Annotated in this window: 11 protein-coding genes; all 11 read right to left on the bottom strand. The window is 65.1% G+C overall.

Annotated features, from left to right (window positions below; genetic code table 11):
* Window positions 1-15 precede the first annotated feature (15 nt).
* Window positions 16-378 carry an HNH endonuclease gene (locus tag QCN29_RS23030; protein WP_279930498.1) on the bottom strand — a complete coding sequence of 121 codons (363 nt, stop codon included), beginning with the start codon at window positions 376-378 and terminating at the stop codon, window positions 16-18.
* Between the two features lie 5 nt (window positions 379-383).
* A complete protein-coding gene (locus tag QCN29_RS23035) occupies window positions 384-554 on the bottom strand; it encodes a hypothetical protein (RefSeq protein WP_279930499.1) in 171 nt (56 codons plus the stop codon).
* A 97-nt stretch (window positions 555-651) separates the two neighbouring features.
* Window positions 652-1,113, bottom strand: a complete 462-nt coding sequence (locus QCN29_RS23040; RefSeq protein WP_279930500.1) for a hypothetical protein — start codon at window positions 1,111-1,113, stop codon at window positions 652-654.
* Window positions 1,114-1,117: 4 nt separating this feature from the next.
* The gene (locus tag QCN29_RS23045) at window positions 1,118-2,119 is read right to left on the bottom strand and encodes an AAA family ATPase (RefSeq protein ID WP_279930501.1); all 1,002 of its coding nucleotides are present in this window, start codon (window positions 2,117-2,119) and stop codon (window positions 1,118-1,120) included.
* A gap of 126 nt (window positions 2,120-2,245) precedes the next feature.
* The gene (locus QCN29_RS23050; protein ID WP_279930502.1) at window positions 2,246-2,668 is read right to left on the bottom strand and encodes a hypothetical protein; all 423 of its coding nucleotides are present in this window, start codon (window positions 2,666-2,668) and stop codon (window positions 2,246-2,248) included.
* A gap of 311 nt (window positions 2,669-2,979) precedes the next feature.
* Window positions 2,980-3,588 (bottom strand): SsgA family sporulation/cell division regulator, encoded by a 609-nt coding sequence (locus QCN29_RS23055; protein WP_279930504.1) that lies wholly within the window; start codon window positions 3,586-3,588, stop codon window positions 2,980-2,982.
* 170 nt (window positions 3,589-3,758) lie between these two features.
* Window positions 3,759-6,557, bottom strand: coding sequence for an ATP-dependent helicase (locus QCN29_RS23060; RefSeq protein WP_279930505.1), 2,799 nt, complete (start codon window positions 6,555-6,557; stop codon window positions 3,759-3,761).
* 314 nt (window positions 6,558-6,871) lie between these two features.
* Entirely contained in the window at window positions 6,872-7,123 is a 252-nt protein-coding gene (locus QCN29_RS23065; RefSeq protein ID WP_279930506.1) for a hypothetical protein, read from the bottom strand.
* 106 nt (window positions 7,124-7,229) lie between these two features.
* A complete protein-coding gene (locus QCN29_RS23070) occupies window positions 7,230-9,137 on the bottom strand; it encodes an AAA family ATPase (protein WP_279930507.1) in 1,908 nt (635 codons plus the stop codon).
* A gap of 107 nt (window positions 9,138-9,244) precedes the next feature.
* Entirely contained in the window at window positions 9,245-10,243 is a 999-nt protein-coding gene (locus tag QCN29_RS23075) for a DNA methyltransferase family protein (RefSeq protein WP_279930508.1), read from the bottom strand.
* Window positions 10,244-10,374: 131 nt separating this feature from the next.
* Window positions 10,375-12,060 (bottom strand): vWA domain-containing protein, encoded by a 1,686-nt coding sequence (locus QCN29_RS23080; protein ID WP_279930510.1) that lies wholly within the window; start codon window positions 12,058-12,060, stop codon window positions 10,375-10,377.
* Between the last annotated feature and the right edge of the window lie 22 nt (window positions 12,061-12,082).

Genomic DNA, 12,082 nt, shown 5'->3' on the forward strand with positions numbered 1-12,082 from the left:
ATGTGGTCCGGGTGGTCAGTACTTCTTGCGCCGGCGCGCGAGACGCCAGCGGTAGAGGGGGCTCGGTACGCGGTTGGACTTCCGCCGGTTGTGCCGGCGGCAGAGCAGCTCGCCGTTCCACAGCTCAGTCGCCCCGCCGCGGCTCCAGGGGCGTATGTGATCGGCCTCGGTTCCCGGTGCCGGGCACCGGAACCAGAGGGGCGGTTTGTGCTCGCACCGGCCGTTGGCCTGGCGGATGAGCTGCTGCTTCTGGGGCCAGCTGAAGAGCCGGGTGGGATCACGCCAGCGCCGCTTACGGCCAACGCCGGCGGCGAGGCACAGGATGCCGAGCGCGGCAACGGCCAGGCAGGCGAGCAGCACAGTCGGGGCAGGCAGCATGGCGCTCAGTGCAGGTTGTTGCTGAAGGAGATCAGCTCACGCCTGGTCGCCCAGAACAGGTCCCCGGAGTCGATGAGCGTGACGAGACGGGCCTTGCCGAGGCAAAGGTTGGCCCTTCGGGGCTCACGATGCTCTGCGCCGGGGTCGGGCTCGGAGACGATGCGGTACGTGGGCATGGTCGAAGGCTGCTTTCTGTACAGGAACGCGTGAGCCGGACAGCGAACCGCCGAGGAGACCGGAGTGGCTCCTCGGCGGTTCGGATGGGGGGCGTCCTCAGAAGTCGATGGAGTACTTCGGGGGACGGCGCAGGATCACCGCGGCGGCACGCAGGTCCTTCTCGTCGTCGGGTGACCTGTCGTCCTCGTCACGGAGGTCGGTGAGCGTGAAGGCACCATCCGGGAGCTGGTACCCGTCCTCGGACGGGACGGCGTCGCGCATGCGGAACTGCAGCCCGGTGCTGGTGTCCCAGTCGTTGATGGTCTGCAGGCTGTCGCTGTTGAACAGATCGACACGGCCATCGAAGACGTCGGTGTCGCCGTTCTTCCAGGTGATGTGGGCCTCGATCCGCGAGCCGGCGTGCTCACTCCGCTTGATGTTCAGGTCCCCGATCACCTCAGCGAACGACTCGCCCAGGCGCAACTCGAAGGCGATCGCCCGCAAGTGGTCGAAGTTGATGTCATACTTCCGGGAGAAGTCGACGATCTCGGCCACCTGCTTCTCGGCTACTCCGGGCACCTGGTCATGCAGGTAAGGTGGCCACCGTCTCGGGCTCGGGGTAGGAAAAGCGCATGTGGTAGTGGAAGCGGCCGGGGCGGTTGAGCATGTAGTCGTTGACGCGGTGCAGCTCGTTGACCGACAGGACGTAGAGGCGCTTCGTCGTGCTCAGCCCATCGAACAGACTCAGGAACTGGTTCTGCGACTCGTCGTCCTCGTTGGAGAAGATCTTCTCGAACTCGTCGAAGACAACGACGACTTCGCCAAGCTCGTCGAGGAAAGCGGCCAGCCCCGGCGTATCGTGCTGCACGAGCACGGTGGGTAGGTGGTGTTCCTCGCGCATCCGCTCGGCGAGCAGGCGGAGCATGAGGCTCTTACCCATGCCCTTGTCGCCAGAGAGGATGACGCCGAGCGAACGGTCCATAGCGGAGTAGCCGGTGACGATCCGCTGTACACGGGAGGCGTGGCTGCCGTAGACGGTCTCTGTGGCGGATGCCAGCGGCTCCGTCTGGCGCAGGCTGTAGCCGGCCACCTGGGAGAAGGAGATCGTGTAGGTGGCCACGGGCAGATCAGCGAAGGTCTGCACGGAGTCCCCGTAGAGGCGGAACTCCCCGCCGGAGGCGACGATCGTGGATGCGGGCATGAAGACTTCTCGCTTTCGCGGGAGTATGTGGGTGAAGATGGCGGCGGGGCAGCGGCACTCAGCGGATCGGAAGCCCGCTGTGCAGCTCGGCGATGCGGCCCTGGTGGGCGCCGAGTGCGACGTCGACGAAGGTCTGGGAGCGGCGGAACAGGCCGCCTCGCGCGAGGGTGTGCATTCCGCTGGAGAAGAAGCGGCGCCGACCAGGACCTTGCCGTCGTCTAGGTGTGCCGACAGGCTGAGGATCTGGTTGTCGCTCAACCGCTGGACGGTGCCGTCGGTGAAGTAGTTCTTCATCAAGTAGGAGCGGTCGACCAGGAGGTAGACGGCGGCGCGGTCGCCGAGGCGGTCGCTCTTGCGGAGGCTGGTCTCGGCGTCCTTGTACATGGGACACCGACAGAATTCATCAGCCTTCGGTGATGGCCACCTTGCCGGTCGCTGATCCCCTCACCGAAGAAGACCTCTTCCCGTTACGACAGCGCTCGTTGGAGCTCTGACCGGAAGAAGTCGTGCCTAGTTTCCGTGTACGGCGGACAAAGCAGCGAGTACCGCTTCGCGAGGGGCAGTGGCTGTCAAAATGCCGTTCTGCACGTCTACCGTCCACCCGGCTGTCGCGAGGGACGCTGTGCAGGCGGCCTGCAGTTCGGTCCTCTGAGCACCCAGCCGCCTGGCTCGTTCTACCAACACACGTTCTCGGGCTTCGGTGCTGGGCGCGGCGCTGGCGATCTCCTCAGCGGTGAGGAGGGCAGGTTCAAGGATCAGGACGAGGAGCCGCGGGTTGTCCGGAGTCACCTTCGGATCCAGGCCCAGCGCGAAGCCCAGCGATGCTACGGCGTGTATGGAGTCATATGTGGCAGGGGTGCACCCGTCGGAAACCAGAACCAGAGCGGCCTCGTGATTCAGGGCCTCGTTGAAGGCGTAGCGGTCGTGATGCACGGTCACGTCCTTCCGGAAGCGGGGGCTCGTCCATTGTTTCCTGCCCTTTGTTGGTCTGGTGCTGTTTCGTCGGTGGGCGACGCCACTTTCATCGGTGCCCCTACATGTCGGTGAGCTCGGGCGCAGTGCCGACGACCTTCTCCAGGCTGATGTCCGAGGTCTTGTTCAGTACGTGGCCACAGGTTTGCTCCTTGTCTGGGACGTGGGCAGACGGGGCCTGTGCAGAGGTGTGCTGCGCGCCGCTGGTGTGACATGGCGGCGCGGATCTTCTTGCGCTGGGCCCGTTGTGGGCGTGCGGGGCGGCGCGTGGTTCAGTGGCTCCGAAGCTTGTCGAGGAAGCTGTCGATGTCGACGGATTCAGACTCCCGGCCTGCGGGGACGACCCCGAAGGTCTTGGCGAGCCATGCCTTGACGGAAGCTGCCGGTGCTTCAAGGCGAGCGTATCCGCCGGGGGATTCCAGTTCGATGCCGAGGCAGCGGCTTCGGTGAGGGCCGATCGGAGTGATCTTCACGTCGCCAATGCCAGCGGGTGCGATGAGGCCCTGGTCGAGCAGGTCCCGGGCGAACGTCCACCGGACCACCTCGTCGGGCGTGACGTCAAAGGAGAACTGCACCGCGTACGGGTCGGAGTCCGTGTAGTACAGCCGCACGGGGACGAAGACACGCATGTCCGGGCCGGCCACGAGCGTCATGCGGATCTTCAGTTCCAGGCCGGGAAGGTCCATGGGTGGATTCCTGTTCTTCGGCGGGAAGAGGTGGTGGAGGCGGGTGGCGGGAAGCAGGGCCCGGCGCTGCTCAAACACCGCCGTTGCGCCTAGCGAGATCGCCGTGCGGGAGGGCGGCGTGGCGGGTGCGGCTTGCTGCGCCTGGCGTTCTGCCAGGGCGTTGATGGCGAAGAGGACCTCGCCGTGGATGGCCATCGGTCGAGGTAGTGCCAGGCTTCGGCGCGCCTCTCGGCGAGCGGTTCGTCGTACGCCTTCGTGCCGGGCGCCCTGGGTCATTCAGGTGTGTGAAATGCGGAAGACCGCAGGGGCGGGTGTCTCGTTCGTCGAGAACACCCGCCCCTGCGGCATGGGGTGGCGGCGGTTGGTCAGACGGCCGCAGTGACCGCAGAGCGATCGTCGGCGCTGCCGGGAGCAGCGCTGTCGTTGTCGTCCAGGAGGTCCGGATCGATGCCGAGGGCGCGAGCGGCGTTCTTCTTGTCGCGCTCGGTCAGAGCCGTCACGATCTGCTCGTAACTGCTCTGGATCGGCGGGTTCTTCACGGTGCCGTAGCCGAGTACGTACTGGCTCTTCATGGCACGGGTGAAGGCGACGTAGAACATCCGCTTGACGTCCTGGGTCATCTTCGTGTCCTCCCTGTAGAGGACGACAGCGTTGTCGAATTCGAGACCCTTGGCACCGTGGATCGTCGAAACGACCAGGTCGGCCTTGGACTCGAGGTTCTTCCGCTTGCGCTGCTGGTTCTTCTGCTTGTTGATGTTCAGCTTCTGCTGGTTCCGCTGGATCTCGAAGGAGAGCAGGTTGTCGCGCAGCCGATCGAAGAACGCCTTGTGCGTGAGCGTGCCCTGGTGGCAGAGCGTGACCCAGCCGTTGATGGTCGCGCTGTTCTCGATCCACCACTCGGAGATCGTGCGCAGGATCGCCTTCTCAACGCTGGCGTTGGCAGCGTTCTTTGTCAGCTTGTCCATGTTGTCCTTGATCCCCTGGGAGACCACGAACGCGGCGTTGGCCGGCGGTGCCTGCAGGACGTCGTTCCAGAAGAACTTGATGTACTTCGAGAAGATGTCCGTGGCGTAGACGCGATCGCTGACCAGAGAGGCGATGTGGCGGTCCGGGTAGCGCTTTTCGAGCACATCCTGGATCAAGGACACCTCGCGGCGCGAGTAGGCCAGGAAGGCCACCTGCTCGCCCCGGTCCAGGCACTTGTCCACGTAGTCGGGGATGACCGTGTTGCGCACGATCGCCTGCAGGTCCTGGGTGACGAACCCGGTGAGTCTGGCCACCTCGTGGTACTCCAGGGTGACCTTCTCCTGGAACGAGTCCGCCGTAGGCACTGCGAGCGAGTTCGCCTGCAGCTGGATGTTGGCGAACTGGTTGGTCTCCAGCCCGCCGAGCACGACGTTCGCGAAGTCCAGGATCTCCTGGTTGCTCCGGTAGTTCGTCGTGAGCTTGAAGGTCGCGAAGACCCCCGAGCCCTCCAGCGTGTTGAGCGCGCGCGGGTTCGCTGAGCGGAACTCGTACAGCGTCTGTGAGGCATCGCCGACGATGAACAGGGACTGAGCGTGCTTGGTGATGTACTTCAGCACGTAGATGAACTCAAACACGCTGTTGTCCTGCACCTCGTCGATGATGAGGTACTTCGACTGCACGTGGGCCGGCTCGGCCATGTCGTCGATCTTCTGGTAGCAGATGATGATCTGCAGCTCCAGCGACGTCTGCTCGATGCGGTCGAGCAGGGCGATCACCTCGTCGAAGTGACTCTCGACGAAGGTGTTCAGGGCCGTGAAGGCAGCGGTCCTGTTCTGGTCGACCTCCAGCAGGCGGTGGCGGAACGTCGCCGCGAACTGGCTGTTCGGGTAGAAGATGTCGATCGAGTTGATGATGGTGTCGATCGCCGAGACCTTGTGCCTCGGGTGGTTCATCGAGTAGATGTCGATGATCATCTTGGCGATCGTCATCGAGCCGACGTCCGGGTTCTTCTCCGTAATGTTGTCGGCTGCGGCGTTGGTGAACGAGAGCACCGTGATGTCCGAGGCGGGGACGCCGCAGGCTTCGAGGTACTTGATCCGTTCGAGGATCACGGTCGACTTGCCGGTGCCGGCTCCCGCCTGCGTCATCACCAGCGGCTCGTGCGTGGTGAGCGCGTCGAGTTGCTGCTTGGACAGGTGGGGCGGCAGATTCGGAGGCGTGGCCGGCTGCGCAGGCACGATCAGCTGAGGCTTCATCTGCTCCAGGTGGTCGAGCGTGTGGTTCATCAGCAGGCTGAGGTTCTGCTTCGACAGCTTCGTGGCGATCTGGCCGGAGAAGGTCGCATCCAGCTGCTTGTGGATCTGGCGGTAGGCCTCCAGCGGGACGTTGTAGTTCTCCAGGTAGCGCAGCTGGACGGCGAGCATGTTCAGCTGCTGCTCCGTCGGGCCCGCGGGCATGTCCTGGATGTAGCGGCAGACCTCGTCGGCGATCGCCTCGGAGTCCCAGATCTGGGCCAGGCGCGTGATGCGCTCGTAGATCGAGTACTGGCGCATCCACTCGTCGAACTCATCGCCGAGGTTGGAGGCCGTCAGGCCGGCGGGTGTGAGCACGTCCTGGACGTAGTCACGGGCGTTCTCCAGCGGGCTGGTGTCCCACTGCAGGAAGACGGCGGCGGCGTGGTTGCCGTAGCCGGCCGAGCGCGGGACGGCGGTCGCGTACTCCGGCTCTGGCAGCCCCTTCTTGAAGAAGTACAGCTCCATCCGGTACTGGATGACGAGGTCGCGCGTGGACTTGTCGCCGGACTTGTCCTCGTAGAACACGAGGGCCTGCGGGGTCATGTCGAAGACGACGTCCCAGTCGTCGAATCGGCTGGACGCGGTGTCGACAGCGAAGCGGTCGTCGGCGTGCGGGCTCGGCAGGGTGAAGGACCCGCCGGCGTTCAGGGCGCGGCGCGTGATCGGCGCGAGCGGGATCGACGTCGTGGTGATGTCGTGCTGCGTCGAGCTCTGCTTGACCTCGATGTCGGTGGCCATGGCGTAGGCGGTGTTGGTGGCAGTGTTGATCGGCAGCAGGGACTCGTTGAGCAGGCCGATCTTCTTGCCGTTGCCGGTGAGCTTCGAGGAGAAGAACTTCGGGTCGACGGCCTTCTGAGCAACGGCATCGGCCGAGAGGTCGAGGTCATCAAGCAGGACAGGCATGTCGTTGCCTTTCTCCAATGGGTCGAGAGGCGGATTGAGAGAAAGAATGAATAGCGTCGCACAGCAACTATGACAAGAGGTGAATAGTCAGTCGAATGCTCGAAAGCGAGCGAAGAGCGCGGCGACAGGGCTGGGGCATGGGCGCAGGTACGAACACGGGCGGGGCTCTCGTCAGCCGACGAGCCCCGCCCGTGTTCCTCTCAACCCACCCGTCAGGGGCCGTTAGGCCCCTGAGTCCGGGGTACGTGGCGAAGCCACGCCCCGGACACCGCGCGCTACCCAGGCGCGCGGTCGTTCATCAGCGGCAGCTCACCTCACCTCGAGGTCGACTCCGAGCGCCGGCCGCTTCCATCGACGGCAGCATCGCCGGCATCGAGATCCCAGGGACAGGCCGTGACGAGGGATCCTGCGGGATCGACCTCGACCAGGCCGAGCATGAGGCCCAGTTCGCGGAGTTCATCGGCGCTCCGGACATGGGTGGCGAGGTTCGCTCGGGCCGCGGCAGAGAGCTCCATGGCTCGCTTTCGGTGCTCTTGGAGCAGAGGTTCGGGGAGCATGGTGGACATGGCTGTCCCCCTTTCTGAGCAATGAGGGCGTGGGGGTGAGGTACGCCGAGCGCTCCTGTTCCGGAGGTTCCGGAACAGGAGCGCTCGGTGCGATGTGGACGGCTGCTCAGTCATCCGAGGGGGATGCCGAGGCTGTGCCGCCGGTCTGGGCAGCGAGCAGGTAGTCCTCGATCCAGGTGCGAACAGCCTTGCGCGCCGGCCGCGCACCCTGGGAGTCCACGTAGGTGGTCTCTTCGATGGCGCGCAGCTCGTCGTCGGGCATCGACGCGGGCAGCGCCTGGGCCAGCCGCGGCTTGGCCTCGACGATCCGTTCACGCTGCCGCTCGTAGTCGGCGGCCATGATCTGCCGGTAGATCTGCCGGTCGATGGGATTGAACCCCACGACCAGTGAGAACCGGCCCAGCAGCTCGGCGTCGAAGAACTGCTCCAGTGCCTTGTTGAGGCTCTGGTTCGAGATGGTCTTCGGGTTGTTGCCGAAGCCGATCATCTTGCCGTCGAGCGAATCACGGGCGGCGTTGGTCGTGCAGATGACCAGGGCCTTGGAGAAGTCCAGCATCTTGCCGTGGGCATTGCGGATGTAGCCCTCATCGAACGCCGAGAGGAACAGGCGCTGCACGGCCTTGTCAGCCTTCTCAAACTCGTCGAGCAGGATCACCCGGTGGGGATTGGACTCCAGCGTGTCGAACGGGAGCTCCTGGTTGGAGTCCGATCCGACATAGCCGGGAGGTGCGCCGATGATCTTCGACGTCGACCACTCGCTGTGGAATTCGGTCATGTTGAGGATGATCGGCTCGGTGCCGGTCGTCTCCTCAGCGATGATCTTGACCGCCTCGGTCTTACCCACACCCGAGGCCCCGGCGAACAGCCACGTCGTGGGCGTCTTCGTCGGGAACAGGTCGAGCTCTTCGCGGGCCAGACGGTCCGTGAGCTTGGCGAGCACGTCGTCCTGGCCCTGCAGGCGGCTGGTGAGCGTGGCGCTCAGCGCGGCGACGTCGAGGTCCTTGCGCTGGGCGTTCCCGGTCATCAGGCGCTTGGCCACATCGAGCACACGGGTGCTCGTCAGCGGCACCTGCGGGATGGACCGCAAGGCCTGCGCGAGTACCGTGTCGCCGGCGAGCTCGGCCTGGACGATGAGCTTCTTCTGCTCCAGGACCCGGTCAGCCATCGCCCGGTCGAGCAGCGTGATGGCGTTGTCCGGACGGTGCTGGCCAGCCCGGGAGTTCGCTTCGGCGATCTGCACCACCGAGGTCAGGACGTCGTCGGAGACCCCGATCTGGTGACGGTAGTGCGCCATCAGGCCGGGCCGGACCGTGGTCATCACGGCCAGCGTCTGCTCCACGCTCAGCTCGTCGACGATGAGCCGGGTGAAACGGCGGGCGAAGGCCGGGTCCTCATCGAAGGCACGAGACTCCGTGCTGGTGGTCGCACCGATGACGGACATGTCGCCGCGGGCCAGGGCCGGCTTGAGGATCTGCGAGATCTTGCGGCCGACGGCGTCGCCATGGCTGCCGGACCCTCCGGTGATCTGGTGGATCTCGTCCATGAACAGGATGGCCTTGTTCCTGGGGTCCGAGGCGAACTCGACGATCGCCTTGACCTTCTCCTCCAGCGAGCCGACTATGCCGGTCCCGGCGATGATGTTGGTGATGGGCAGCTCGTAGATCGTGTAGTCCTTGAGCTGGTCGGGAATGAGGGCGTCGCCGAGCGCGATGCGCCGTGCAATGTCCTCGACGATCTTCGTCTTGCCGACACCGGCGGAACCGACCAGCAGAGCGTTGGGCTTGGTCTTGCTGATGATGACCGAGAGGACCTGCCCGATGAGCGTGTCACGGAACATGGTCGGATCGGCGTTCTTGAACTTCTCGTTGTAGTCGACGAGGAGCTCATTGACGTCATCGGCGCTGCCACCGCTGGACGGCAAGGCCACAGACGGGAACTGCGGAGGAAAGCTGCCGCCACCGCCGTTGCCCTTGTCGTCGTCGGAGCCGCCGGGTGTGAAGTTGCTGAGACCCACCGGGTCCTCCTTCGGTGCGGGTCGCTCGGCATGGTGGCGCGCTGGGTGGACGCGCCACGGTGTCCCGAGCAGGGATATGGATGAGTGAGAGGGAAAGTCAGGGGTCGTCAAAGGCGGCACTGCTCTTGACGGTTTTCGAGGAGTGGCATGGTCAGCTGACCTCGGTATCGCCTGGCACGGTGGTGGGCGCAGGGCTTGGTGAGCGCGGCGGCAACCTCTTCGAAAGCGGCGACCGCCTTGCGAAGATCAGCGACGATCTCCGCAGCGATATCGGCCGGGTTTCCGAGTTCCTCCACGTCCTGCGCAGAGAGGTCGCGCACGGGCCAGATCGTGGGCTGCGCGTCGGCTGGACGGGTGGCAGGAATGGTGACGAGGACGGTGTCGACGGTCGTCCCGGACTGCGAGAACGCCCGGGCCGGAAGTGCTTCGACGAGACCACCGCGCTGTTCCACGAGCTTTCGGAAGGCTGTGGTGCTGCCGGTCTGTTCAGTGACGGTCCACGACATGACCGACACCAGCAGCCCATTCGGCTTCAGGAACCGTAGGGCGTGGGTGACGTGGGCCATGTCGGTGCCACGGGTGAACGGTGGGTTCATCAGCACCCGGTCGAAGCGAGGTTCGGCAGGGATGGTGAGGAAGTCAGCGACCTGCACCCGGCGCGCCACATGCGTATCGGACAGGACGGTGGCGTATCCGGGGTCCCGTTCGATGCAGTCCACGATCGCACCGCGGGCTGCTGCGGCTGTGGCTATGGCACCGGAGCCAGCAGATGGTTCCAGCACCGTCATGCCGAGTTCAAGGTCAGTCAGAGCGATGAGCCGGCCGACAACGGGGTCGGGTGTGGGGAAGTACTGAGCGAGGGTGCGTTTCTCCCCCAGGGTCACGACTTCACCAGTGGCGAGCACTGGGGCGAGCGCCTCGGCGGCGTGGACGGGAAAGAGGTGCGCACCCTCGGTCTTCGGCCATCGACCGCCGGCCGCTTCGAGGACCTCGTTGACGCGCTGGTGCAGGGCGGGAGTCAAGCGGGGGCCGACGAGCGCCATGCGATGGCCGTCAATCTTGGTGCGGTCTGACAGAACCGCGAGCACATCCGTGGGGATTCGCATCAGGGGTTCCTTTGGTGCGGCCGAGTAGGGATTGGATGGACGAGAGAGAAAGTCAGGGGTCGCCAAGAGCGATGCCGGCCAGGGGAGTGGGTTGCACGGCACCGCTCTTGGCGGTTCTTGGGGCAGCAGGGTCAGACGACCATGCCGAGGAGCCTCTGCCGGATGCTCGGATCGATGTGCTGCATCGAGTCGGCGTAGCGTTTTGCCAGGTCCACCATGTACGGCCAGTCCATGGCGGAGCACGGTGCGTAGTACAGGTTCTTCGGGTGGTCCTGGCGCGTGGACGGCGGCAGCCAGTCGAAGTCGGTGACCATGAGCGAGAGCCTGCGCTGGCGCACGCGGCTGGCGTTGATGTACCGCCAGATCTGCGTGTACTCGGTTCCGCCCGACACCTTCGGGATCCTGCGGAACTCCTTCCAGATCTGAGCCGTCGACTTGTTCTCCGTGCGCAGCATCACCTCCTGGGACAGGAAGTGGCTGAACGAGTTGAAGTACAGGTTGATGTTGAGCTTCTTGGCGATCCGGATGAGCATCATGACCGCCTCCTGGTAGTTCTCCTCGGAGATCGAACCGGAGGTGTCGATGTAGATGTGCAGGTCGGGCATGTACTGCACCGAGGTGATCCGGCCGGGCTTGTTGAAGTCGTCCGGGTTCCGGCGGTTGGCCTTGAGGAAGGTCGCGCTCGTCGTGCGGAAGATGTTCTGCGACTTGTTGACCTTGCCCATCCGGCGCAGCACGCGGGTGATGTCCTTGAACAGGTCGAGCTTGCTCGGCGGCTGCTTGCGGAACGCCACCTGGGCGCTACGGCTGCCGGGTTGACCCGACTGCTGTTTGGCGCCCATGGCGGCGGCCCGGGCTGCGGCCCGCGGCAGCGAGGTGAGCTTGGACAGCGACGCGTTCGAGACGACCTTCACCGGCGAGGCCAGCGACTGGTTGACGAGGTTCCACTCCCCCGTGATCTTCGCCGCGGTGGCCCGGGCATGGGCCTCGACGTTGACCAGGACGAGGGAGCGCGGGCAGAACAGCTCCCCGACCGTGAACGGCAGGACGCCGGTGTCCAGGGCGGTGTTCTGCTGGCTGGCCTGGGCCCGCTGCTGCTCGACGTAGTTCATGAGCATGTGCACGAGCACGCGGGCGAAGGAGTGCTCATCGTTGGCGTCAGAGTCGTCCTTGCGCACCAGCAGCGACTCGGTGAGCCCCTTCAGGGACAGGGCCGTGAAGTCGTTGAGCAGCTTGGTGGTGGCCGGCGGCAACGCACTGGCCATCGTCTGAGTCTGCTGGGCCAGCCAGATCTTGAAGTCGTCGAAGGCCGCGGAGGACTGGAACCAGAACCCGAGGGTGTCGGGGTTGAAGGTGTAGGCGATCGAGGCGAAGAAGGCGCTCTCGTCGCCGGTCCCCGCCAGCAGAGCCTTCGCGGCAGGGAGGACATCAGCCTGCGCGGTGTAGAGCACCCGCGGGGAGGGCGCGGGCATCTTGTTCTGCTGCCCGGCCTGGACGGCGAAGAGCTCTGCGACCGGCAGCGGCGTGCCTTGGTCGAAATTGATCAGGGTCTGCCCGAGCAGCTCCTTGACGGTCTGCTCGCTGGCCACGTTCAGCGTGTCGCCGAGGCAGCTCAGAACCAGATCCGGGATGTCCCCCGTCAGATCAGCGCCCTGGGCGTCGGTGATGCTCGCCGGGGCGTTGGGGTTCAACGGCTCCAGCAGCGGGTCGATGAGGGTCTGCCTGATCGCCGGCATCGGGTCGTAATCACCGGTGCACGAGATGGTGTGCAGTGCGTCGAGTACGGCCGGCTTCTGGTTCGTGACGGTGATCGTCATGGGTCGTGGTCTCCTTCTGAGG

Origin of the sequence: Streptomyces chengmaiensis (genome assembly GCF_029846775.1) — a bacterium.
Classification (GTDB): Bacteria; Actinomycetota; Actinomycetes; order Streptomycetales; family Streptomycetaceae; genus Streptomyces; species Streptomyces chengmaiensis.